This window comes from Ralstonia sp. Ralssp110 (assembly GCF_047325135.1).
GTDB classification, from domain to species: Bacteria; Pseudomonadota; Gammaproteobacteria; order Burkholderiales; family Burkholderiaceae; genus Ralstonia; species Ralstonia mojiangensis.
In genome coordinates this window covers 2,992,293-3,014,358 of record NZ_CP168610.1, presented here as the reverse complement: position 1 = coordinate 3,014,358, position 22,066 = coordinate 2,992,293, and the positions used below count along the sequence as shown (strand labels likewise).

Here is a 22,066-nt window from a genome sequence, read left to right as displayed (position 1 = left end):
CAGAAAAAAAGCCCGGCGAGACAGGCTCGGCGGGCTTTTTTCGCTCGCACCGAAGTGCGAGGTGCGGCAACTTAGGCTGCCGGCTTGTCTTCGCCTGCAGCAGCAGCGCCTTCTTCGGCGGCAGCGGACTTCTCGCCAGCCGGCACGCTGATGTTGGCAACAGCAGGGTTCTCATCGCCACCGTGGGTGAGGATGGTCACGCCCTTCGGCAGCTTCAGGTCAGCGATGTGCAGGGTCTGGCCGATTTCCAGCGTACCCAGATCCACTTCGATGAACTCCGGCAGGTCGGCCGGCAGGCACGATACTTCAACGTCGTTCAGGATGTGGTTCACGATACCGTGGCCCAGCTTCACGCCGGGTGCGGTTTCCTGGTTCAGGAAGTGCAGCGGCACCTTGACGTGGATCTTTTCCTTGGCCGACACGCGCTGGAAGTCGACGTGCAGAACCAGTTGCTTGAACGGGTGCAGTTGGAAGTCACGCAGCAGCGCCTTTTCCACCTTGCCAGCCACTTCGATGTCGAGGATCGACGAGTGGAAGGCTTCCTTCTTCAGCGCGTGGTACAGCGCGTTGTGATCGAGTTCGATCAGCTTCGGCTCGGCGCCAGCGCCGTAAATGATGGCCGGGGTTTTGCCGGAATTGCGCAGGCGGCGGCTCGCACCAGTGCCCTGAACGCTACGCTCGAAAGCGACAACTTTCATGATTGCTCCAAACGAAAAAGACGACTCGCGACCAAGCCGTCTGGTGAACGGGGCGCCATATTGCGCCCCGCAGACACCGCAGAAGTGCCGTCTAACCGACGTTTTCTGCAGTAAAGCCTTGAATTATAACAGTAAGCCGCTCGGGTGCCGAATTATTCAGCAAACAGCGACATGATCGAATCACCGCGCACGATGCGGGTGAAGGTCTCGGCCAGCAGCGGCGCGGTCGAGAGTTGGCGGATCTTGCCGCACTTGATGGCGTCTTCGCGCAGCGGGATGGTGTCGGTCACGACCACTTCGTCAAGCGCTGAGTCTGCAATGCGGGCAGCTGCGCCGCCCGACAGCACCGGATGCGTGCAATACGAAAACACTTGCTTGGCACCGCGCTCTTTGAGCACCTGCGCGGCTTTGCACAGCGTGCCGCCGGTGTCGATCATGTCGTCCATGATCACGCAGTTGCGGCCGTCGACTTCACCGATGATGTTCATCACCTCAGCCACGTTGGCCTTCGGGCGACGCTTGTCGATGATCGCCAGATCCACGCCGAGTTGCTTGGCGAGTGCACGTGCGCGCACCACGCCACCGACGTCAGGCGACACCACCAGCAGGTCTTCGTAGTTCTTCTTGCGCAGGTCTTCGAGCAGGATCGGCGACGCGTAGATGTTGTCGACCGGGATATCGAAGAAGCCTTGAATTTGGTCAGCGTGGAGGTCCATCGTCAGCACGCGCTCGACGCCGGCGACTTCCAGCATGTTGGCCACGACCTTGGCCGTGATCGCCACACGCGCCGAACGCGGGCGACGGTCCTGGCGAGCATAGCCGAAGTAGGGGATGGCGGCCGTGATGCGGCGGGCAGACGCGCGCTTGAGCGCATCGACCATCACCATCAGTTCCATCAGGTTGTCGTTGGTCGGGGCGCAGGTGGATTGCAGGATGAACACGTGCTTGCCGCGCACGTTTTCCTGAATCTCGACCTGGACTTCACCATCGGAGAATCGGCCGACGAGGGCCTTGCCTAGGGGAATGCCTAGGTGCTTGACGACAGCTTCGGCGAGTTTCGGGTTGGCGTTGCCGGTAAAAACCATCAAGCCTTCGCTGCTCATCGGGGCACCTGTTTTTCGACTTCAGACGCGCCGGTCAGTTAAAGCACCAACCGGGCTATTGCTGGGAACATGAGGAAGAAAATGGCAGGGGCGGAAGGATTCGAACCTACGCATGCCGGAATCAAAATCCGGTGCCTTAACCAGCTTGGCGACGCCCCTACACAACCTATTGGTTACCGCCTCCATTGCAGAAGCGATAACTGCAAACCTTACACAGCAAATCCTGCGAGCGGGTGATGCGTCAGACCTGCCGCATACCGACCTTCCCATTCGGAAGGCACCTGATCCGCTACCGCTTGCGCATGCTCGACGTTGTCGAACGGAGCAAACACGCAGGCACCGGATCCGGTCATTCTTGCCAGAGGGCTGAATTGACGCAGCCAGACAAGTGCTCGGGCGATTTCGCCGTATTTCCTTTCCGCCACCGCTTGCAGATCGTTGCGACCGTAAGCGAAAACAATTTGTTGGTCAGGAAAGTCCGTAATTATGGTGAGTGGCGTATCGCGTGTCAACCCTTCATCGGAAAAAATTGCGGGGGTGGGCACATGCACACGTGGGTGAATCACCACGAAGGCAGCCGGCGGCAGCGTGACGGGCGTGAGTTCTTCGCCGATGCCCTCGGCGAAGGCGTTCTGGCCGAACACAAAGAAGGGCACGTCGGCGCCAAGTTTGAGGCCGATCGCCATCAGTTGCGTGCGTGGCAGATCAAGGCCCCAGAGGCGATTGAGCGCGAGCAGCGTGGTGGCGGCATCAGACGAGCCACCGCCAATGCCACCGCCCATCGGCAGACGTTTTTCGATGGCGATGTCGACGCCGTAGGTGCAGCCCGTTTCCGCTTGCAACAGGCGCGCGGCGCGGATCACGAGGTCATCATCGGCGGGCACGCCCGGAATATCGGTGATGCGCACGAGACGGCCGTCGGTGCGGCGCGTGAAATGCAGCGTGTCGCACCAGTCGATCAACTGGAAGACAGTTTGCAGCAGGTGGTAGCCATCGGGCCGGCGGCCGACCACGTGCAGGAAAAGGTTGAGCTTGGCGGGCGCTGGGCAATCACGCAGCTCGAAGGGTGCGGAAGACATGACGAAGCGAGGCGTTACTGGTCGAGCACGAGCCGCACCGAGAGCGGGCCATTGGTGCCCTGCGGGCGGTCAAGATCGAGTCGGCGGATGCTGACCTTGGCGCCGTCGGCGTTATTGCCGTCGTCAGTCCAGGCGACGTAGTGGACAGTCCAGCCGTTCTGCTCGATGGTTTCGGGGCGCGATTGCGCATCACGTGCGACGCGTGCCGGTGTGCCGGGGGCAGGGCGAGCGCGCAGCCAGTCGCGCAGGCCCGAGACCGGCAGCGAAAAGCCAAGCGCATCCTGCATCAGCGTGTCGACTTCGGGGGCGCGGCGCGGCGGCTGGTTCGGCAGTTCGAGCGTGGCGCCCTCGTTGCTCTGGCTGACGATGGCCAGCGTCTGGCCCAGCGGAGACATCAATTCAAGCTGCACGTCGGGCCCGCGCTCACGCCAGAGGAAGCTGCCGACGGCGCTTTGCTCGGCGTTGTTCTGCGTGTAACGGGCCGAGAAGCGACCCTGATAGCGCGTGATGGAGGCATCGGCGTCTTGCGTGCCGGCGAAGAGATCGTTAGCTGGCCGCAAGCTTGCGCAGCCGCTGAACAGCGCGCAGCCAGCGCCGAGCATCAGCGCGCCAAGCGCGCGCGTGAACCGCATCGCCATCAATTTGCACTCACGGGAACATTCGGCACCGGCTGGCCAAAGCGGCGCAGCGTGTCGCGCAGCGTGGTGTCGTTCACGTCGAGCTTGGATGCTTCGGTCCAGATCTGGCGCGCGTCGTCTTGCTTGCCCGATTGCCACAGCACTTCGCCCAGGTGCGCGCCGATTTCGGCTTGCGGGGCGGCAGCCCACGCCTTGCGCAGGATGTCTGTGGCGGCGGGCAGATCGCCGCGACGGTATTTGACCCAGCCCAGGCTGTCGGCGATGTAGGGATCATCCGGCGCCAGCGACACGGCTTTCTCCAGCAGCTCCTGCGCTTCCTGCAGGCGCACGTTGCGATCGGCCAGCGAATAGCCGAGCGCGTTGTAGCCGATGGCCTGGCCGGGGCGCAGGTCGATCACCTTGCGCAGCAGCGTTTCCATGTTGTCGTAGTGGCCGTCGTGCTCTTCGAGCATTGCCAGTTGGTACGTGTATTCGACGTTGTCCGGATCGCTCTTGAGCAGCTCGTTGACGCGGGCGCGGGCACGGCCGTAGGCCTTGGCGTCCATCAGCATGCCGATTTCGGCCTGGCGGATGCCATCCATCAGGGCCTGGCGGCGCGGGCCGTCGGGCACGTCTTCGGAATCGGCGACGAGCTCGTCGAAGGTCTGTTGTGCCTCGTCAATGCGACGCAGCTTGCCGAGCAACTGGCCTCGCTTGATGCCGGCTGCCAGTGCGGTCTGACCGTCGGCGTCGCCATTGGCGGAACCGGTGATCTTGTCGACCCAGCCCAGCGCGCCAGCGTAGTCGCGCTTTTCCTCGGCCAACTGGGCAAGGCCCTGGTAGCCGGGTTCGGGGCTCAGGGTGGGCGACTTGGCTGTGGCCGTGACGTATTCCTTCAGGTAACGCTCGGCGTCATCGTACTGGCGCTGCTGCAGGTTCAGCAGGCCCAGGGCAAGCGTGATGCGCGCATCGTTGGGCGCGATCTTCTTGAGCGTTTCGAATTCAGCGCGCGCCTTGTCCTGCTGATTGCGCACGAGGTACATGCGGGCGAGCGCCAGATGGCCGTCGATGGAGGCTGGCGCGGCTTTCAGGAAGCCGCGCAGGCCGGCGATGGCGGCGTCGGGATCGCTGTCGGCGCGTAGTTCGGCGGCGAGGATGGCGGCGTCTTCATAACCGGGGCGCAGCTTGAGCGCGGTGTCCAGTTCCGTCAGCGCGCCGGGAACATCCTTGGCGGCAACCTTCGCGCGAGCTAAGGCCAGATGCGTTTCGGGGCGCTGCATGTCATGCGAGGCGATGCGCTGCAGCGCGCCTACGGCGCCCGCCGGATCGCTGCTCTTGGACATCTGCTGCTGCAATTGCAGCAGGGCATCGGCACGCTGGCCGGGCGAGACCTTGTTCAACTGCGCCTGCAGCATCGGCTCAACGTCCGACCACTGGCCCGTCGCCACCAGCAAGAGCTGCTGCACCTGGCGTGCCGGCATGGACGTGGGCGACAGTTCCACCCACAGGCGCGACGCGGTCAGCGCTTGCGCGGGGGAGCGCGTCAGAAACGCGATTTCCGTGGCGCGCTGGGCAAAGCGGGGGTCGCGCGTGTCCTGCGCGAGCGCGAGGTAGGTTCGATATGCCGGCTCGACCAGCCCACGCTGCAGCGACACTTCCGACGCCAGCACGCGGTACATGATGTCTTCAGTGAGCGCGACGCGCGGCAGATCGGTGCGCTCCGAATTTAGCAGGCCGGTGCGCGGGCGCGAGCGTTCAATCTGGATGGCTGCGCGGCCGCCCGTACCGCCTTCCTGTGCCGCCTGGGCAAGGAGCGGGGTGCTGGCAACCGACTGCGACGACCAGGCCGGCAGGCTCGTCAGCCCTCCCGCCACCAGCGCGGCCAGAAGGGCCGTTCGGCTGCGCAGGAATCGCCGCGGGCGTTGCGTCGCGGGCGAACGGGAGAGGGCGTGAGGCATGGTCTCGAAGCTCCGGATGGGGGTTCGGGGCATTGTAGCCTGACCGCTACAATCGCCCGCATCGTAAAAAAGGTTGGAGCAGCACATGGGATGGAGGTTCGATGCCTGAGTTGCCGGAGGTCGAGGTCACTCGCCTGGGTTTGCTACCGCATATTACGGGGCGACGTATCGTGCGCGCGGTGGTGCGCCATCACGGCTTGCGCTGGCCGATCGATCCGGCGTTGCCGGAGTTGCTCGCGGGCCTCACTGTCACGCGCTTGCTGCGCCGGGGTAAATACCTGCTCATCGAATGCATGCCCGCGGTAAGCCAATCCGCAAGCCACGCCGATGCCGAGGCCACAGGCGGCTGGCTGTTGATCCACCTGGGCATGACCGGCACGTTGCGCGTGCTGGAGGCGCCCGTGCCGCCCGGCCCGCACGATCACGTCGATATCGAACTCGCCGACGCAACTGGCGTACCCATCACACTGCGCTATCGGGACCCGCGCCGCTTTGGCGCCGTGCTCTGGCACGCCGGGGACGAAGCCGGCTTGGCCGAACACCCGCTGCTGCGTAATCTCGGCATTGAGCCGTTCGATGCGCGATTCGACGGCGACTGGATGTTTGCCCGCACGCGCGGGCGCCGGGTTGCCATCAAGTCGGCGCTGCTGGCAGGCGATATCGTGGTCGGCGTCGGCAATATCTATTGTTCGGAGAGTCTGTTTCGCGCCGGTATCCGGCCGACCACGGCGGCGGGCCGCATCAGCCGGCCACGCTATGCGGCGCTGGCCGATGCCATTCGCGCCACGCTGGCCGATGCCATCGCACGGGGCGGCAGCACGCTGCGCGATTTTGTCGGGTCAGACGGACAAAGCGGCTACTTCCAGCTCGAAGCCTTCGTGTACGACCGCGCTGGTCTGCCGTGCCGAGTGTGCGGCACGCCGATCCGCCAGATCGTCCAGGGGCAGCGCTCCACTTTCTACTGCCCCACCTGCCAGCGCTGACCGCCCTGCCAGGGGCATCGAAAGCCGCCTGGAGACGTCGCGCTGGAGCGATCTGGTCGTCATTTCGCAAGGTTTTTGAAGTGGGGTGTCTGGCCGCCGATGGCATCCCGCAACACTTGTCTGCCCGGGCTGGAGAACCTTGCGGAAAGTTCGCCCGGAAGCTGGCGGTTCCCTGTATCGTTCCACCTAAATTTGTGCATTTCTGTGCCGTAATTGAGCGGAACAGCGATGTCGAGGGCGCGCGCATTTTGTTGCGGTCGGGTCGCGCACACAATAAGACAGAACGATGAACAACACACTGAGCACACAGTTCGAGCAGTACAGCGCCTGGCGCGCTTCGGTACTGCAGTCGGTGGGGGAATTCCAAGACTGGCTGCAAGCCCAGGAGCTGTACGACGCGCAGGCTGACATGCGCGCGCAGCGCATCCGCGGCGTCTTGCGCAGCGACAAGCTCAAAGTCGCCTTCATTGCCGAGTTCTCTCGCGGCAAGAGTGAGCTGATCAACGCCATCTTCTTTGCGGACTTTGGCCGCCGCATCTTGCCGTCGTCGGCGGGCCGGACCACGATGTGTCCGACCGAGCTGATGTACGACGAAAGCTATCCGCCGTCGATCCGCCTGCTGCCGATCGAGACGCGTCTGCATGATGCATCGACGGCCGATTTTCGCGATGCGGGCAGCCACTGGCTGTCGGTGCCGCTCGATCCGTCGTCGCCCGAAGGCATGCTCGAAGCGTTCCGCCACGTGGTGGAAACCGTGCGCGTGCCCAAGGAAGAAGCCGAGCAGTTGGGTCTATATAACGACGCCGATCCCGACGCTGCGTTCTCGGTGGATGCCGCAGGCACGGTCGAAGTGTCGAAGTGGCGTCACGCGATCATCAATTTCCCGCACCCGATGCTCAAGCAGGGCCTGGTGATCCTGGATACGCCGGGCCTGAACGCGATTGGTACCGAGCCGGAGCTGACGCTGCGCCTGATTCCGGATGCGCACGTCGTCGTGTTCGTGCTGGCAGCGGATGCCGGCGTGACCAAGAGCGATCTGGAGCTGTGGCGCTCGCACGTGGGCGGTGGCCAGCGCAAAGGCTGCATCGCGGTGCTCAACAAGGTCGATGGCCTGTGGGATCCGCTCAAGTCCGAAGAGGAAGTCGAGAACGAAGTCAGCCGCCAGATTATGACGACGGCGCAGGTGCTCGATATCGATGTCGAGCGCGTGTATCCAGTGTCGGCGCAGAAGGGTCTGGTGGCCAAGGTCAGCCATGACCATGAGTTGCTGGCCAAGAGCCGGCTGCCGGAGCTGGAGTCGGTGCTGTCGGATCAGTTGATTCCGCAGCGTCGCGAGATTGTGACCGAGCAGGTTCAACTGGCCGTGAAGGACATGGCCACCGGCGCGCAGCAACTGCTGCAGATGCGCCGCCGCGACATCGTCGAGCAGTTGTTCGAGTTGCGCGGCCTGCGCGGCAAGAACCACACGATGGTCAAGCACATGCTGATGCGGGTGCAGGGCGAGAAGGAAGAGTTCGAGCAGAGCATCGCCAAGTTCCAGGCGCTGCGTACGGTGTTCGGCCGCCACAGCGCGGAGATCATCAAGAGTGTGCAACTCAAGCAGATTCGCTCGACGATGCGTGAGGCGCGCGAGAAGATGAAGGAGCGCGTGTTCTCGCGCGGCTTGCGTGACGACATGGACAAGCTCTTCGGCCACCTGACGGGCCTGGTGCGCGATGCCGCCAACCGCATCGACCAACTGCACCAGATGGTCGACGGCATGTACAAGAAGTTCAACGCCGAGCACGGTTTCACGCTGTCGCCGCCGTTGCGTTTCCTGGGCACGCGCTACGACGCCGATCTGAAAGAAACGCTGATGCTTGCGCACAACCACTTTGGCGCGTTCAGCTTCCTGACCCGTCCGAAGCCGCAACTCGTGCATGGAGCGTTCTCGACGGTGGCCAGCCGCGTGCTGGATACCTTTCAGGACATGAACCGTGACATCGAGATCTGGCTGAAGTCCGTCATGACACCGCTGGAAGCTCAGGTGCGCGATCACCAGAAGCAACTGCGCAAGCGCGTGGATTCGATCGAGCGCATTCACGAGGCGACCGATACGCTGGAAGCGCGAATCACCGAACTCGAGGCGCTGCTCAATACGCTGGATGAGCGCAGCGGCATGATCGCCCAGTACACCGACCGCATTCTCGCGGCCGGGACGATTCTGGAGCGGCAGTCCGTCGCGGCCTGACGCGTATCGTTGGTCACGGAGAAGGCGCCTGCGGGCGCTTTTTTCGTTCTGGTAGGATCGCCGCCAGCGCGCATCTTCAGTTCGCCGTTTCCTCATCACACGAATGACCGCCACCCCCCGCCGCACGCGCCGCGCCGCGCAACCTGCTGCCGTTCTGCCTTCGCTACCAGATGATTTCGCCGTGCGCGTCATCGCTTGGCAGCAGCGTCATGGCCGTCACCATTTGCCGTGGCAGAACACGGGCGATGCATATCGCACGTGGCTCTCAGAGATCATGCTGCAGCAGACGCAGGTGAGCGCGGTGCTGGGCTACTACGCACGCTTCATCGAGCGCTTCCCGACCGTGCAGGCGCTGGCCGCTGCGCCGGCAGACGACGTGATGGCAGCGTGGGCCGGCCTCGGCTATTACACGCGCGCGCGCAACTTGCATCGCTGCGCGCAGATCGTGGTGGCGGAGCACGGCGGCATCTTCCCGCGCGATCCCGACGTGCTTGCGACGCTGCCGGGCATCGGCCGCTCGACTGCGGCGGCCATCGCCGCGTTTTCGTACGGCGTGCGCGCGGCCATTCTGGACGGCAACGTCAAACGCGTGTTTGCCCGTGTGTTCGGCATCGACGGTTTTCCTGGCGACAAGCGCGTGGAAGACACCATGTGGCGCGTCGCTGAAACCGTGCTGCCGCCAGCCGAAGGTATTCAGCCGTACACGCAGGGTTTGATGGACCTAGGGGCCACCGTCTGCACGCGTGGCAAACCGGCATGCCTGACGGGCGAACGCGCCTGTCCACTCGAATCGCTATGCGAAGCGCGCAGTACCGATCGCGTGATGGAATTGCCCGTGCCGCGCCCGCGTAAGGCGATACCCGAGCGTGCCGCGACGCTCGTCATCGCGCTGCACGCCGACGCGGTCCTGCTGCAGCGTCGTCCGCAACGCGGTATCTGGGGCGGGTTGTGGTCTTTGCCGCTGGTGGGCGAGATGGACGACGCGCTGGATGAGCATCCGCTGGATGTGGGCACCGTGCGTCGCGCCGCGCAGGTATATGGCGCGGTCTCGACCGTGGAAATGGCAGGCGCGCTCACGCACACCTTCACGCACTTCCGCCTGCATATGCACTTGCTGCGCGCAGAGATCGGCACGCCCGCCGAGCTCGACGACGACTGGCGCTGGGTACCGCTTGCCCAACTCAATTCAGTGGGATTGCCCGCGCCGGTGAAGTTGGCGCTGGAGACGCTGGTGCAGCCAAGCCTGATCTAGCCAACCCGGCCCGGGTTGGCTGATACGGCATCACAGAATGTGATGCTGCTTCATGTAGCGATGGACGATCTCGATGCGCATGCCGGCGTCCATCAGTTCCATCAGCTTCTGCTTGGCCTTGAGTGGCACCGGTAGCAGTTCGCAGAGCCGATTCGCGACCCAGCTCGGGCTGGTCCACTCATAGGGTTCCGCCATCGGGACGTTGCCATCTTCGCGTGATCCGAGTGTGGTGATGATGCGGCGCAGGGCACCCACGCAGTCGTCGAAAAGTTCGCCCTTGCAGTCTTCCACGTCTGCGCCGATGGGCTCGACCGTACCGCGCATGAGGCCGTCGGGCGTAGTCTCGAACGACAGTACCTTGAAGCGCTGCGAGCCGCGCACCTTGATCATCAACAGGCCGAGCTGCTCCATGTCGCATTCGACGATGTGGGCGATGCAGCCCACGTCGACTGGTACGGTCGTGCCGTCTGTGGTGGCCACTTCGTTGCCGCGCTCAATCAGGCAGACGCCGAACGGCGTCTTGTCGCGCAGGCACGTGCGCACCATATCGATGTAGCGGGCTTCGAAAATGCGCAGGGGGAGAAGGCCGCCGGGAAACAGCACCGTATGCAGCGGAAACAGCGACAGCTCGGTGGGCAGCGGCGGCAACGGCGAGAACGGTGAGAGAGCGATGTCTTCTTGCATGGACGGGCTTTCAGCAGACGGCGGCAAGACTTTCGCGTGGCGCCGCGCAAGAAGCCGCATCCAAATGAGGCTGGCCGGCGCGGTGAATGTGTCTGGCGCGCGGTTCAGCCGTCTACGGCCAATTCGCGGTGGCGGACCAACACATTACCATGCGCACGGAAGTACGTGGCAAGCCGTTCTGCGATGTACACGGAACGATGCTGACCGCCCGTGCAGCCGATCGCGACGGTCAAATAGCTGCGGTTGTCGGCGATGAAACTCGGCAGCCACTTTTCGACGTAGGCGCGGATGTCCTCTGCCATCGCAAGCACCATCGGTTGGCTTTGCAGGAAATCGATGACGGGCTGGTCGCGCCCGGTGAGGGGGCGCAGTTGCGTGTCGTAGTACGGGTTGGGCAGCGAACGCACGTCGAAGACGAGATCGGCATCGGTCGGTACGCCATGCTTGAAGCCGAACGATTCGAACATCAACGTGATGTCATGCGGCTCGTCGCTGATGAACTCTTTGATGTACGCGCGCAGGGCGTTCGTGCGCAGCGTGCTGGTGTCGATGCGATGCGCCGGATCGGCCAGCGGGCTGAGCAGCTCCCGCTCCATTTCGATTGCTTCGATGAGCGAGGTGTCGAGGCCCTTGGCGGCCGCTTGCACGTTGGCAGCGGTATCGGGGCGGCCGTTACGGATCGACAGCGGATGCCGGCGGCGCGTCTCGGAATAGCGCTGCACCAGGGCATTCGTGCTTGCTGTCAGAAACAGCATGCGCACGTCGTGTTCCTTGCGCAGCACGGTGACCGTCTCGGGCACCTTGCGCAGCGATTCCCGGCTGCGGATGTCAGTGGCCACGCCCAGATGCGTATAACCCTGGTCCGCCAGATAGCGCGCCAGTTCGGGGATGAACTGCGCGGGCAGGTTGTCGACGCAGTAGTAACCTGCGTCTTCGAGCACGTTCAGGGCGACCGATTTCCCTGAACCCGACATACCGGTGATGAGAATGATCCGCATGCCGCGAGGATAGCATCCCTGTGTTGCAAAGCAGCGACCAACAAAAAAGGCGACCGATCCGGCCGCCTTTTTTCGAGCGAGGTTAAGGGAATGCTCAGCCCTTCGAGAGGCACGCTTTCTGGGCGTTCTTGTACTCGTCGCCCTTCTTGCCCTTGTTGGCCTTGGAGCAGGCTGCCATCTTTTCCTGCTGCGTCATCGGCTTGGCGGCCGCGGCCGGTTTGTCCGACAGGCAGCCTTTCATGAAAGCCTTGCGCTCGTCGCCCTTCTTGCCAGCGGCGTCCATGTTGCATTGCTTCATCTTGTCTTGCTGCGAATTCTTGGCTGCCGGGGCGGCAGCCGGTGCCGCCGGCGCGGCTGCGGGTGCGCTGCCTTGGGCGAAAGCTTGGCCGGCCAGGAACGGGAGCGCCAGGGCGCAAGCGGCAATCAGTTGTTTCATCGTCGTATTCTCCTTGGTACCGTCAGAAGAGCGGGCGAAAACAAGCCGCCGCGCTCGCGATGAACGCCGCCGCGTTGTGTGCTCGGCGCATTCCCTCCCACAACGGGGCGGCCGCACGTCGGGTTGACGTTTCGCAGCGAAAACTAGGGTAAACCGGTCTGAATACGAAACTTTGTGGCGGCTTTGTTAAAGCAGACGACCCTGAGGCGAGTGGGAAGCGGCTTCGGCTTGCATGGCGGCGCGCTGGCGGTCCATGAAGTCGCGCAACGTATCGATGCCGCGCAAGCGCAGGATCGTGTTGCGCACGGCCGCCTCGACCAGCACGGCCAAGTTGCGGCCCGCTGCCACCTGGATCTTCACCATGTGGATCGGCAGACCGAGGACATCGAGGTATTGTGAATCGAGCGGCAGACGCTCGAACTCGCCATCGTTGCGGCGCACGAGCTGCACGATCAGCTTGATCTTCATCTTCCGGCGCACCGCCGTCTCACCGAAGATCGTCTTGATATCGAGCAGGCCCAGCCCGCGCACTTCCAGCAGATTCTGCAGCAGCGGCGGGCAGCGCCCTTCGATAAAGTCCGGCCCGAGGCGAACGAAATCGACCGCGTCATCGGCCACCAGACCGTGACCGCGCGAGATCAGCTCCAGGCCCAATTCGCTTTTGCCCAGGCCCGAATCGCCCATGATCAGCACGCCCATGCCGAGGATGTCGAGAAACACCCCGTGCATCGTCACGCGCGGTGCCGAGATGCGAGACAGATACAAGCGCAGATGGTCAATGACCGCGGCCGATGAAATCGGCGACGTGAACAGCGGCGTGGACGAGCGTGTGCAGCGCAGCTCCAGATCGGGCGGCGGATCCACGCCGTCGGCCACCACCAGAAAGGGTGGCTCCAGCAGGATCAACTCGCCCATCTGGCGCTTGCGGTTTTCTTCCGACAAGCGCTGGTAGTAGGTGATCTCGGGCTTGCCGAGCACCTGTATGCGATTCGGGTGGATGAGGTTCAAGTGCCCGACTAAGTCAGCTGCAGATGTCGCCTCCTTGGCGAAATCCACATCGAACGCGCGGTCCGCGCCCTCCAGGCCGGCGACCCACGACAGCTTTAGATCAGCTGCGTTGTCGTCAAAGATCGATTGGGCGATGACGCCGGTCAGTTCCATAGCAGGGCACAGTGGTGCCGACGGGGCATAGCGCGTTCGCAATCGGTTGCGCTTGCCACCGATCGCGCCGCGATCAGGGCCGCCAGTCGGTCAGTAGCTGGTGAATCGCCTCGGGCGACGGCAGGGTGGCGAGGCCTTCGCGCATGTCACGGTCGGACAGCAGCTGGGCGATTTCAGAGAGGATTTCCAGATGCTGCTGGGTGGCCTGTTCGGGCACCAGCAGAAAGATCAGCAGTGAGACAGGTTTGCCGTCCGGCGACTCAAAAGGCACCGGTTCGGATAGGCGCATGAAGGCTGCCAGCGGTTGTTTGAGCCCCTTGATGCGGCCATGCGGGATCGCCACGCCGGCGCCCAGACCCGTGGATCCAAGCGACTCGCGCGCGAACAGGTTGTCGGTGACGACTGCGCGCGTCACGCCGTGGTTGTTCTCGAACAGCAGGCCAGCCTGTTCAAATACCCGCTTCTTGCTGGTTACGCTGACGTCGAGGGCAATGTTCCCGGGCGGCAGCAGTTTGGCCAAGCGATTCATGTGCAATGCGTGAAATGAGCGGCGTCCTTCTGCACCAAAATGGCGCGCGGACAATGAGGTCATTATAGACCACGTGCCGCGCAGCTTTGTGCGGTGCACCAGAGGTGCACCACGCAGGGCAGAGAGGCGAATCCCCCAGGGCTGCGATCAGCCGGTGCCGGCACTGTGCGCACGGCATCGACCCTGTTTTAGCCAGCATCGCGCCAAAAGCCGCGCCACGCCAGCATTCATACTTTCGTCAGATTTTAGCCCGACTTAAATCCGTTGCAATCGGATTCGTCACGAATGCACCACGGCATAAAAAAACCGCGCCAACTCGGGGCGCGGTTTTTGCGGTGCCGTCCTGCTATTGCTGCATCTGCACGGCCTGGAAGGCTTGGTGCTTCATGCTGTCACGATCGTGCCCCTGCACGCGGTCCTTGTACTTGATCACTTGCCTGTCCAGTTTATCGACGAGTAGGTCGATGGCCGCATAAAGATCTTCATGGTGTGATTCGACGAAGACGTCCTTACCCTTGAGGTGCAAGTTGATTTCCGCGTACTGACGCCGATCCTTCTCCTTGTGGTTATCGACCGATAGCAACACGCTGACGCCAATCACCTGATCGAAGTGCCTGATCACACGCTCCAGTTTCGTTTCCACGTACTCACGCAAAGCGGGCGTGATGTCCAGGTGGTGTCCACTGAGTTTGAAGTTCATAGCGGTTCTCCTTCTCAAGATGAGCCGCACCGGAACTGCCCGCGATGCGGCTATAAAGACTTGCGCAAATTCACTGCAGGGATCTTGAGGGCTTCGCGGTATTTGGCCACCGTCCGACGGGCCACCACGAATCCTTGTTCGCCTAACAGCTCGGCAATTCTGCTATCGGACAGAGGATTCTTCGGGTCTTCGGCTCCTACAAGTTGCTTGATGAGCGCGCGTATCGCAGTGGATGACGCGGCCCCGCCGGTTTCCGTCGATACATGGCTGCCGAAGAAGTACTTCAACTCGAACGTCCCCATCGGGGTCGCCATGTATTTGTTGGTCGTCACACGGGAGATCGTGGACTCGTGTAGACCCAGTGTATCGGCTATTTCCCGCAAAACCAAGGGGCGCATGGCGATTTCGCCGTGCGTGAAGAAGCTCTTTTGACGCTCGACAATGGCTTGCGAGACACGCAGGATCGTATCGAAGCGCTGCTGAATGTTCTTGATCAGCCAACGTGCTTCCTGCAGCTTCTGCTGCAGATTGGCGGCGCCCGATTCACCGCGGCTGCTGCGCAGGATTTGCGCGTACATGTCGTTGATGCGCAGGCGCGGCATGACGTCGGGGTTCAGTTGCGCCATCCAGCCTGCGCTGGTCTTGCGCACGATCACGTCGGGCACCACGAAATCCGCTTCAGCACGCCCGAATGCATGACCCGGAAACGGTGCCAGCGAACGAATCAGCTCATGCGCTGCCTTCAGCGCGGGCTCGTCGACGGACAGCGCTTTCTTCAGGCGTGTGTAGTCTCGCGCGGCCAGCAGTTCGAGATGCTGATTGACGATGGTGAGCGCCAGCGCCTTCGCGGGCGAATCGAGCCGATGCAATTGCAGTGACAGGCATTCAGCAGCTGAACGCGCGCCGACGCCAGGCGGGTCGAAGCTCTGCAGCATGCGCAGCGTGGCTTGCAGTTCGTCGAGTTCGACTTCAAGTTCGGCAGGCAGATCGGCGAGGATTTCGTCGAGCGTGCCAGAGAGGTAGCCTTCGTCGTCGAGGGATTCGATCAGGAAGATGACGAGGCCCTTGTCTCGCATGGACAGCTTGAGCGGCGCGAGTTGTTCCATGAGGAATTCGCGCAGACTTTGCTCGGCCTCACGCAACTGCAGCGGGGCGCGGTCGTCTTCGTCGGATTGCGGTTTGCGGGCGAAGTCGTCAAGGCTCCAGTCGGAGCGGTCGGAGCCGTAATCGCTGTCGAAATCGGCGCCGCTGTCGTGACCGTTTTCGTAGCTGTTTTCCGAGCTGTCGCCGCTGTCGGCACCGTTGGGTACGGGTGGGGGTGATTCGGTGGGCAGGGGTGTGGCGCTGTTGCTTTGCAGCGCGTTCACGGAGCCGTCTGCGCCAATGCGCGCAGAGGTGTCGAGCCACTCGTTTTCCCGCTCCAGCAGCGGGTTTTCGGTCAAGGCCTGCTCAACTTCCTGCTGCAGTTCGATGGTCGACAACTGCAGCAGTCGGATCGATTGCTGCAACTGCGGCGTAAGCGCGAGATGCTGAGAGAGGCGGAGCTGGAGCGACTGTTTCATGCGGGCTATTCTATGCCCAACACTCGGCCGATGGAACGGATTTTGCTTTAAGGTGCGGCTTTGCCACGTCCTTAAGGCGTAAGCGTGCGTCGTGGCTTACATCCGGAAGTTATCGCCCAGATACACCTTGCGTACATCCTCGTTTTCGATAATCTGCTCCGGCATGCCCGCGGCCAGCACGGTGCCTTCGCTGATGATGTAGGCGTGATCGCAGATGCCCAGCGTTTCTCGCACGTTGTGATCGGTAATCAGCACGCCGATGTTGCGGTCTTTCAAGAAGCTGACGATGCGTTGAATCTCGCCTACCGCGATTGGATCGACACCGGCAAACGGTTCATCGAGCAGGATGAAGCGTGGCGATGAGGCCAGCGCGCGGGCAATCTCCACACGGCGGCGTTCACCACCCGAGAGCGACAGTGCGGGGTTGTCGCGCAAGTGGGCGATCTGCAAGTCGTCGAGCAGGCCGTCGAGGCGGCGATTGACTTCGTCTTGCGACAGCTTCTTGCCGTTCTGCTCCTGCAGCTCGAGCACCGCGCGGATGTTTTCCTGCACGTTGAGCTTGCGGAACACCGACGCTTCCTGCGGCAAATACGACAGGCCCATGCGCGCGCGCTGGTGGATCGGCAGGCGGCTGATGTGCTCGCCGTCGAGCACGATGTCGCCGGCGTCCAGCGCCACCAAGCCGACGATCATGTAGAACGAAGTCGTCTTACCCGCGCCATTGGGGCCGAGCAGGCCGACCACCTCGCCGCTTTTCACGTCAAGCGACACGTCCTTGACCACCGTGCGCGTGCCGTAGCGCTTCTTCAGATGGCGGACGACCAGCGTGCTGGAAGTCGTGGCCTGCGGCGCTGCAGTTTTGGGGGCGAGGGTGGTGGCAGACATAAGCGAAACAGAAAAGACAGGCAGTGCGGATCAGGGCTTGGCGGCCGGGGTAGATGCCGGCGCGGCAGGCGTGCTTGTGCGCGGTGCGAGAACCGCGCGCACGCGGCCCGACGGGTTGGCCGAGGTGGCGTTTTCCGCGCCGCCGGAGGCCGTGTAGAACTCCTTCTGACCGTCGTACGTGATGACGGCGCCGCGGATCTCGTCGAGCTGCGTTGCGCCTTGCAGGCGCTCCATGCGTGCACGGGTGATCAGCTTGGAAATCTCTTGTTTGCCGTCGTATTCGATGCGCTCGCCCCAACCCTGGATGTATTCGTCGACGTTGTCGCGCTTCTGGCGAATGAAGGCGAGATTGCCGGGCTTGGACGTGGCGACGGCGTAGTTGTAGCCCTCGGGGTCGGTGCGCAGATCGGCCTGATCGGAGCGCAGCACCATGGTGCCCTTGGTCAGCACCACGTTGCCGGTCAAGTGATAGACCTGCTTCAGATCGTCGTAGCTGGCGTTGTCGGCTTCAAGGACGAGCGGCTTGTCGCGGTCGGCGCGCTCAGCGTGCGCGGGCAGGGCCGGGAGCAGCAGCGCAGCGACAATGGCGAGGCCGGCAGCACGGAGGGAATCAGTCATGGGGATCACGTCGGAGAAGGGCGCGGTCGGTGGGCGTTGTCAGGTGTCGGGGGCAGAGTTTACTGCTTCGGCGCCCCCAGCCCTTCGATTCGGCCGCGCACATTGCCCAGCAATTGTACTTGCCGCGTCACGTTATTGAAGGTGAGGCCGTTGGCGTTCATGATCGACGGCCCACGGTGCAGCTCGACGGGCTTGTCGGTGCGCACGATGTCGTCGTTGAGCAGCACCTGGAAGTAGGTCGAATCGGCCGTCATCAGCGGGTCCTGGCGGGCGTCGGGTCCCTGCGCGCGGATGACCTTGGCGTTGTTGTAGAGATCGATGATGGTGCCGTCGCCGTTCATCTTGCCTAGGTCCGCACGGGCGGTGACCTGGGGGCGGTCGGGCGCATATACGCGCAGCGCGGGATACGTGACGTCGTAGGTCAGGTCGTCCTCATAGTGATTCATGTGGACGCCGGTGAAGCGGTACTTGGTCGTGCCGGTCTCGTCCAGCGCCGTAGCCGAGATGCCGTCCATGGTGTAGTCGGCGATGTGGCGTTTGGGCTGGGTGGCGGTTTCGTCGGTTTGTGGCGTGTTGACCTGCACGAGCAGGAACGTGACGCCACAGACAATCGCCATCAGCAGGATCGGCAGCCCGCGCAGCATGACTTGCAGCACGGTGGAGACGAGGCGTTGGGAGCGTTCGCTGGCCATGGAGTCAGAAGGTTTGCGGGGCTTGCAGCAATTGCGCGAGCAGGGCGTCGTAGGCGCCTTGGGCCTTGAGGATCAGGTCGGCGACTTCACGCACGGCGCCTCGCCCGCCCGTAGCCTGGGCCACGTAATGGGCGCGGCTGCGCAGTTCGGCATGGGCCTGGGCGGGGCAGGCGGTAAAGCCCACCATCGTCATCACCGGCAGGTCGGGCCAGTCGTCGCCCATGTAGCCGGCGTCTGTGGCCTCAAGTTGCGTGGCCGCCAACAGGTGGGCAAACGCCTCGCGCTTGTCGGCTACGCCTTGGTACAGATGTTCGATGCCGAGTTCCCCGGCGCGCCAGGCGACGATTTCGGATTGCCGTCCGGTAATGATGGCCGGCGTGACGCCGGCCTGTGCCAGAAGCTTGATGCCGTGGCCGTCGAGCGTGTCGAACGCCTTGCTGATTTCACCCTCAGGGCCGACCAGCAGGCGGCCGTCGGTCAGCACGCCATCCACATCGAACACCATCAGGCGCACACGCGCGGCACGTTCCATTGCCTGCGGAAAGCGTGCGTCGATGTTGCTGTGGACAGGATCGGCCGGGGTGGTCATCAGTGGCGTGGGCGGGTCAGATGACCTTGGCCCGCGTCAGGTCGTGGATGTGCAGCGCGCCGACCAGCAGGCCGGCGGCATCGACCACCAGCAACTGGTTGATGCGGTGCGTTTCCATGACTTCGACGGCTTCAACGGCGAGCTGGTCGGGGCCGACCGAGCGCGGGTTGCTGTGCATGACCTCGTGGATGGGCACGGTGCGCCAGTCGCGTGGGGTTTCGAGCAGGCGGCGCAGGTCGCCGTCGGTGAAGACGCCCACGGCGCGGCCTTGGGCATCGACCACGGCGGTCATCGCCATGCCCTTGCGGGTGATTTCCATCAGCGCCTGCGACAGCGGCGTGTCTTGGTCCACGCGGGGGATGGCGTCGCCGGCGCGCATGACGTCACGCACGTGCGTTAGCAGCTTGCGGCCAAGCGATCCGCCCGGATGCGAGCGTGCGAAGTCTTCTGCACCGAAGCCGCGTGCGTCGAGCACGGCCACGGCCAGCGCATCGCCCAGCGCGATCTGCGCCGTGGTGCTGGCGGTGGGAGCAAGGTTCAGCGGGCAGGCTTCGACATCGACATGCGAGTTGAGCACCACGTCGGCGTGCTTGCCGAGCGAGGACTCCGGGTTGCCCGTGACGGCGATCAGCTTGGCGCCCATCCGCTTGACCAGCGGCAGGATGACGTTCAGCTCCGACACTTCGCCGGAATTGGAAAAGCCGATGAAAACGTCGTCGCGGGTGACCATGCCGAGATCGCCATGGCTGGCTTCGGCCGGGTGCACGAAGAACGCCGGCGTGCCGGTCGAGGCCAGCGTGGCGGCAATCTTGCGCGCCACGTGGCCCGATTTGCCCATGCCGGACACGACGACGCGGCCGGTGCAGCCGAGCACCATTTCGACCGCGCGCGCAAAGTCGGCGGACACCTGGGTTTTGAGACCGAGTACGGCTTGCGCTTCGATGTCGAAGGTTTGCTGCGCCAGCGCAAGCGCTCGGTCCGGATTGAAATTCGCTATCATGGCGGCGAAGTATAACAACGATTGACATAGTCCTCGGCCGCTGGTGGCGCATTGGGACTTGACTTGCGGGGAGTGGGCGGAGCGTGCGGGCGCTCCGTTTTGCTGCGCCGCGGCATTCGGCTTCCAAATCACTTTCTTCCCGTCGCCACGCCGTCGTTTTTTGCACAGCGGCGTCTCGCGTATCGCGTTCTTCGTTTCCACCCTGGCATCGGTCTTGCAGCGCCTGCGTGCTCGCTTGCGCACGCACCGTCCTGATGCGTAGGTGCCGTCCCTCCTGTCCAACCCCTTTCGATTGGTTTTTTCGCGTCGCATGCATTCGCCGCTGGAACTCACCCTCGTGTTGCTGGCCGCCGCCGTGATCGGCGTGGTGCTGTTCCGCATGCTGCAGTTGCCGCCGATGCTGGCCTACCTGGTGGTGGGTGTGCTGATTGGGCCGAAGGCGACGGGGCTGGAGTCCGATTCTGCTCAGACCCGCTACCTGGCTGAGTTCGGGGTGGTGTTCTTGATGTTCTCGATCGGCCTGGAGTTCAACCTCTCCAAGCTTCGTTCGATGCGACGGCTGGTGCTGGGCCTTGGCGCGTCACAGGTGGTGCTGACCGTGCTGCTGACGATTCCGGTATCGATGCTGCTTTCGCGCTGGTACCCGCTGTCGTGGCAGGCGGGGCTGGCGCTGGGCGGCGCGTTGGCGATGTCGTCCACGGCCATCGTGTCGAAAATGCTGGCCGAGCGCCTGCAACTGGAAACCGAGCACGGCCGCAACATCATCAGCGTGCTGCTGTTCCAGGATCTGGCTGTGGTGCTGCTGCTCATCGTGGTGCCGTCATTGGGCAAGAATCCGAGCGACCTGGTTCTGACGCTGTCGATTGCAGCTCTGAAGATCACCGTTGCGCTGGTGCTGATCCTGTTCCTGGGGCAGAAGCTGCTGTCGCGCTGGTTCCACCTGGTGGCGGCGCGGCGCTCGCAGGAGCTGTTCATGCTGAACCTGCTGCTGGTCACGCTGGGCATGGCGGCGCTGACCGAGCGGCTGGGCTTGTCGATGGCGCTGGGGGCATTTCTGGCCGGCATGCTGGTGTCGGAAACGCCGTACAAGCTGCAGGTGGAAGAAGACATCAAGCCGTTCCGGGATGTGCTGCTGGGGCTGTTCTTCGTGACGGTCGGCATGCTGCTGGACCCGCGCGTGGTCTTCGAGCACTGGGCGCTGGTGCTGGGCCTGGTGATGGCGCCGGTGCTGTTCAAATTCGTGCTGATTGCGCTGCTGGCGCGGGCCTTCGGTTCCGGTGGCGGTGCGGCGATCCGTACGGCTCTCGGGCTAGCGCAGGCCGGTGAATTCGGCTTCGTGCTGCTCAACCAGATTGACGGGATGAAACTGATCGACCCGTTGCTCGGCCAAGCGATCCTGGCGGCGATGCTGCTGTCGATGCTGCTGGCGCCGTTCCTGATTCAGTACAGCGACGTGATTGCCATGCGGCTGTCGCGCACGGACTGGCTGATGCAATCGCTGGCAATGACGAAGATTGCCGCGCAGAGCATCGCCACCGAGCGCCACGTCATCATCTGCGGCTACGGGCGCAGCGGGCAGAACCTAGCGCACATGGTGGAGCAGGAAGGCATCGGCTATGTCGCGCTCGACCTGGACCCCGACCGCGTGCGCGAGGCTGCGGCCGCGGGCGAGCATGTCGTCTATGGCGATGCGGCGCGGCGCGAGTCGCTGGTGGCTGCCGGTATCCACCGTGCAGCGGCGGTCGCCATTACGTATGCCGATACGGCGTCCGCGTTGAAGGTGCTGCACCACGTGCAGGCGCTGGAGCCGACCCTGCCCGTGATTGTGCGCACCATCGACGATGCCGACCTGGATCGCCTGCAGCAAGCCGGCGCCACCGAGGTTGTCCCCGAGATCATTGAAGGTAGCCTGATGCTGGCCTCGCATGCGCTGGTGCTGCTGGGCGTGCCGCTGCGCCGCGTGGTGCGCCGCGCGCAGGAGATGCGTGACGCACGTTACAGCCTGCTGCGCGGCTACTTCCATGGTCAGGACGACGAGGAAGACATGCTGGAGCGCGACGCCGTGCGCCTGCATTCGGTGCCTTTGGCCAAAGGCTCGCCTGCCATCGGTCACAAGCTCGGCACGATGGGGCTGGAGACGTTCAAGACCTCGGTCACGGCGATCCGGCGCCAGGGCATTCGCGCGCTCGATCCTGATCCAGAGACCGTGCTGGAGCTGGGCGATATCGTTGTGCTGCGCGGCACCCCCGAGGGGCTGCAGATGGCGGAGGAGCGGCTCTCGCCGCGTTGATG

General features: G+C 63.5%; 21 protein-coding genes and 1 tRNA gene. 4 read left to right on the top strand and 18 right to left on the bottom strand.

All coding sequences use genetic code 11. The annotated features are described in order from the left end of the window. Positions 1 to 71 precede the first annotated feature (71 nt). The 6 genes from ACEN9T_RS23010 to ACEN9T_RS22985 form a co-directional block, all read right to left on the bottom strand. Positions 72 to 698 (bottom strand): 50S ribosomal protein L25/general stress protein Ctc, encoded by a 627-nt coding sequence (locus ACEN9T_RS23010; protein ID WP_004633417.1) that lies wholly within the window; start codon positions 696 to 698, stop codon positions 72 to 74. Positions 699 to 850: 152 nt separating this feature from the next. Continuing rightward, positions 851 to 1,801 carry a ribose-phosphate pyrophosphokinase gene (locus ACEN9T_RS23005; RefSeq protein WP_004633415.1) on the bottom strand — a complete coding sequence of 317 codons (951 nt, stop codon included), beginning with the start codon at positions 1,799 to 1,801 and terminating at the stop codon, positions 851 to 853. Positions 1,802 to 1,883: 82 nt separating this feature from the next. Continuing rightward, a tRNA-Gln gene (locus tag ACEN9T_RS23000) sits at positions 1,884 to 1,960 on the bottom strand. A gap of 50 nt (positions 1,961 to 2,010) precedes the next feature. Further along, complete coding sequence (gene ispE / locus ACEN9T_RS22995; protein WP_413707158.1) at positions 2,011 to 2,880, bottom strand: 4-(cytidine 5'-diphospho)-2-C-methyl-D-erythritol kinase; 870 nt, start codon at positions 2,878 to 2,880, stop codon at positions 2,011 to 2,013. Between the two features lie 14 nt (positions 2,881 to 2,894). Further along, the gene (gene lolB / locus ACEN9T_RS22990) at positions 2,895 to 3,518 is read right to left on the bottom strand and encodes a lipoprotein insertase outer membrane protein LolB (protein WP_413707157.1); all 624 of its coding nucleotides are present in this window, start codon (positions 3,516 to 3,518) and stop codon (positions 2,895 to 2,897) included. After that, on the bottom strand, positions 3,518 to 5,455 hold the full coding sequence (locus ACEN9T_RS22985; protein WP_413707156.1) for a tetratricopeptide repeat protein: 1,938 nt from the start codon (positions 5,453 to 5,455) through the stop codon (positions 3,518 to 3,520). The genes lolB and ACEN9T_RS22985 overlap by 1 nt, the downstream gene beginning before the upstream one ends. A 101-nt stretch (positions 5,456 to 5,556) precedes the next feature. On the opposite strand from ACEN9T_RS22985, the gene mutM reads away from it, so the two are divergent. The 3 genes from mutM to mutY all read left to right on the top strand — a co-directional run bounded on the left by mutM (position 5,557) and on the right by mutY (position 9,920). Then, a complete protein-coding gene (gene mutM / locus ACEN9T_RS22980; protein ID WP_413707155.1) occupies positions 5,557 to 6,438 on the top strand; it encodes a bifunctional DNA-formamidopyrimidine glycosylase/DNA-(apurinic or apyrimidinic site) lyase in 882 nt (293 codons plus the stop codon). A 286-nt stretch (positions 6,439 to 6,724) separates the two neighbouring features. After that, positions 6,725 to 8,668, top strand: coding sequence for a dynamin-like GTPase family protein (locus ACEN9T_RS22975; RefSeq protein WP_092973418.1), 1,944 nt, complete (start codon positions 6,725 to 6,727; stop codon positions 8,666 to 8,668). Positions 8,669 to 8,771: 103 nt separating this feature from the next. Continuing rightward, on the top strand, positions 8,772 to 9,920 hold the full coding sequence (gene mutY / locus ACEN9T_RS22970) for an A/G-specific adenine glycosylase (protein WP_092973416.1): 1,149 nt from the start codon (positions 8,772 to 8,774) through the stop codon (positions 9,918 to 9,920). Positions 9,921 to 9,950: 30 nt separating this feature from the next. Here the strand turns inward: mutY and ACEN9T_RS22965 are convergent, their stop codons facing one another. The 12 genes from ACEN9T_RS22965 to ACEN9T_RS22910 all read right to left on the bottom strand — a co-directional run bounded on the left by ACEN9T_RS22965 (position 9,951) and on the right by ACEN9T_RS22910 (position 19,774). After that, the gene (locus ACEN9T_RS22965) at positions 9,951 to 10,604 is read right to left on the bottom strand and encodes an LON peptidase substrate-binding domain-containing protein (protein ID WP_092973414.1); all 654 of its coding nucleotides are present in this window, start codon (positions 10,602 to 10,604) and stop codon (positions 9,951 to 9,953) included. A 104-nt stretch (positions 10,605 to 10,708) separates the two neighbouring features. Further along, positions 10,709 to 11,602 (bottom strand): RNase adapter RapZ, encoded by an 894-nt coding sequence (rapZ, locus tag ACEN9T_RS22960; RefSeq protein ID WP_027678304.1) that lies wholly within the window; start codon positions 11,600 to 11,602, stop codon positions 10,709 to 10,711. 94 nt (positions 11,603 to 11,696) lie between these two features. Continuing rightward, positions 11,697 to 12,038 carry a PsiF family protein gene (locus tag ACEN9T_RS22955; protein ID WP_027678303.1) on the bottom strand — a complete coding sequence of 114 codons (342 nt, stop codon included), beginning with the start codon at positions 12,036 to 12,038 and terminating at the stop codon, positions 11,697 to 11,699. A 186-nt stretch (positions 12,039 to 12,224) separates the two neighbouring features. Continuing rightward, the gene (gene hprK, locus ACEN9T_RS22950) at positions 12,225 to 13,199 is read right to left on the bottom strand and encodes an HPr(Ser) kinase/phosphatase (protein ID WP_004633393.1); all 975 of its coding nucleotides are present in this window, start codon (positions 13,197 to 13,199) and stop codon (positions 12,225 to 12,227) included. A gap of 73 nt (positions 13,200 to 13,272) precedes the next feature. After that, positions 13,273 to 13,728 carry a PTS IIA-like nitrogen regulatory protein PtsN gene (ptsN, locus tag ACEN9T_RS22945; RefSeq protein WP_012761097.1) on the bottom strand — a complete coding sequence of 152 codons (456 nt, stop codon included), beginning with the start codon at positions 13,726 to 13,728 and terminating at the stop codon, positions 13,273 to 13,275. A 346-nt stretch (positions 13,729 to 14,074) separates the two neighbouring features. Then, positions 14,075 to 14,428 carry a ribosome hibernation-promoting factor, HPF/YfiA family gene (gene hpf / locus ACEN9T_RS22940; RefSeq protein WP_004633388.1) on the bottom strand — a complete coding sequence of 118 codons (354 nt, stop codon included), beginning with the start codon at positions 14,426 to 14,428 and terminating at the stop codon, positions 14,075 to 14,077. A 50-nt stretch (positions 14,429 to 14,478) separates the two neighbouring features. Further along, positions 14,479 to 15,990: an RNA polymerase factor sigma-54 gene (locus tag ACEN9T_RS22935; protein WP_092973412.1), complete on the bottom strand. Its 1,512-nt coding sequence runs from the start codon at positions 15,988 to 15,990 to the stop codon at positions 14,479 to 14,481. Positions 15,991 to 16,086: 96 nt separating this feature from the next. After that, a complete protein-coding gene (gene lptB / locus ACEN9T_RS22930) occupies positions 16,087 to 16,875 on the bottom strand; it encodes an LPS export ABC transporter ATP-binding protein (protein ID WP_004633384.1) in 789 nt (262 codons plus the stop codon). Between the two features lie 30 nt (positions 16,876 to 16,905). Beyond that, positions 16,906 to 17,493, bottom strand: a complete 588-nt coding sequence (lptA, locus tag ACEN9T_RS22925) for a lipopolysaccharide transport periplasmic protein LptA (RefSeq protein ID WP_252691821.1) — start codon at positions 17,491 to 17,493, stop codon at positions 16,906 to 16,908. A gap of 59 nt (positions 17,494 to 17,552) precedes the next feature. Then, positions 17,553 to 18,185, bottom strand: a complete 633-nt coding sequence (gene lptC, locus ACEN9T_RS22920; RefSeq protein ID WP_092973408.1) for an LPS export ABC transporter periplasmic protein LptC — start codon at positions 18,183 to 18,185, stop codon at positions 17,553 to 17,555. 4 nt (positions 18,186 to 18,189) lie between these two features. After that, positions 18,190 to 18,774 carry a KdsC family phosphatase gene (locus ACEN9T_RS22915; protein WP_092973406.1) on the bottom strand — a complete coding sequence of 195 codons (585 nt, stop codon included), beginning with the start codon at positions 18,772 to 18,774 and terminating at the stop codon, positions 18,190 to 18,192. Positions 18,775 to 18,790: 16 nt separating this feature from the next. Next, a complete protein-coding gene (locus tag ACEN9T_RS22910; protein ID WP_413707154.1) occupies positions 18,791 to 19,774 on the bottom strand; it encodes a KpsF/GutQ family sugar-phosphate isomerase in 984 nt (327 codons plus the stop codon). A gap of 310 nt (positions 19,775 to 20,084) precedes the next feature. On the opposite strand from ACEN9T_RS22910, the gene ACEN9T_RS22905 reads away from it, so the two are divergent. Continuing rightward, entirely contained in the window at positions 20,085 to 22,064 is a 1,980-nt protein-coding gene (locus ACEN9T_RS22905; protein ID WP_413707153.1) for a cation:proton antiporter, read from the top strand. Positions 22,065 to 22,066 lie beyond the last annotated feature (2 nt).

Coding starts and splice junctions, on each gene's coding strand:
- ACEN9T_RS23010 (WP_004633417.1), bottom strand. CDS start 698: ATGAAAGTTGTCGCTTTCGAGCGTAGCGTTCAGGGCACTGGTGCGAGC.
- ACEN9T_RS23005 (WP_004633415.1), bottom strand. CDS start 1,801: ATGAGCAGCGAAGGCTTGATGGTTTTTACCGGCAACGCCAACCCGAAA.
- ispE (WP_413707158.1), bottom strand. CDS start 2,880: ATGTCTTCCGCACCCTTCGAGCTGCGTGATTGCCCAGCGCCCGCCAAG.
- lolB (WP_413707157.1), bottom strand. CDS start 3,518: ATGGCGATGCGGTTCACGCGCGCGCTTGGCGCGCTGATGCTCGGCGCT.
- ACEN9T_RS22985 (WP_413707156.1), bottom strand. CDS start 5,455: ATGCCTCACGCCCTCTCCCGTTCGCCCGCGACGCAACGCCCGCGGCGA.
- mutM (WP_413707155.1), top strand. CDS start 5,557: ATGCCTGAGTTGCCGGAGGTCGAGGTCACTCGCCTGGGTTTGCTACCG.
- ACEN9T_RS22975 (WP_092973418.1), top strand. CDS start 6,725: ATGAACAACACACTGAGCACACAGTTCGAGCAGTACAGCGCCTGGCGC.
- mutY (WP_092973416.1), top strand. CDS start 8,772: ATGACCGCCACCCCCCGCCGCACGCGCCGCGCCGCGCAACCTGCTGCC.
- ACEN9T_RS22965 (WP_092973414.1), bottom strand. CDS start 10,604: ATGCAAGAAGACATCGCTCTCTCACCGTTCTCGCCGTTGCCGCCGCTG.
- rapZ (WP_027678304.1), bottom strand. CDS start 11,602: ATGCGGATCATTCTCATCACCGGTATGTCGGGTTCAGGGAAATCGGTC.
- ACEN9T_RS22955 (WP_027678303.1), bottom strand. CDS start 12,038: ATGAAACAACTGATTGCCGCTTGCGCCCTGGCGCTCCCGTTCCTGGCC.
- hprK (WP_004633393.1), bottom strand. CDS start 13,199: ATGGAACTGACCGGCGTCATCGCCCAATCGATCTTTGACGACAACGCA.
- ptsN (WP_012761097.1), bottom strand. CDS start 13,728: ATGAATCGCTTGGCCAAACTGCTGCCGCCCGGGAACATTGCCCTCGAC.
- hpf (WP_004633388.1), bottom strand. CDS start 14,428: ATGAACTTCAAACTCAGTGGACACCACCTGGACATCACGCCCGCTTTG.
- ACEN9T_RS22935 (WP_092973412.1), bottom strand. CDS start 15,990: ATGAAACAGTCGCTCCAGCTCCGCCTCTCTCAGCATCTCGCGCTTACG.
- lptB (WP_004633384.1), bottom strand. CDS start 16,875: ATGTCTGCCACCACCCTCGCCCCCAAAACTGCAGCGCCGCAGGCCACG.
- lptA (WP_252691821.1), bottom strand. CDS start 17,493: ATGACTGATTCCCTCCGTGCTGCCGGCCTCGCCATTGTCGCTGCGCTG.
- lptC (WP_092973408.1), bottom strand. CDS start 18,185: ATGGCCAGCGAACGCTCCCAACGCCTCGTCTCCACCGTGCTGCAAGTC.
- ACEN9T_RS22915 (WP_092973406.1), bottom strand. CDS start 18,774: ATGACCACCCCGGCCGATCCTGTCCACAGCAACATCGACGCACGCTTT.
- ACEN9T_RS22910 (WP_413707154.1), bottom strand. CDS start 19,774: ATGATAGCGAATTTCAATCCGGACCGAGCGCTTGCGCTGGCGCAGCAA.
- ACEN9T_RS22905 (WP_413707153.1), top strand. CDS start 20,085: ATGCATTCGCCGCTGGAACTCACCCTCGTGTTGCTGGCCGCCGCCGTG.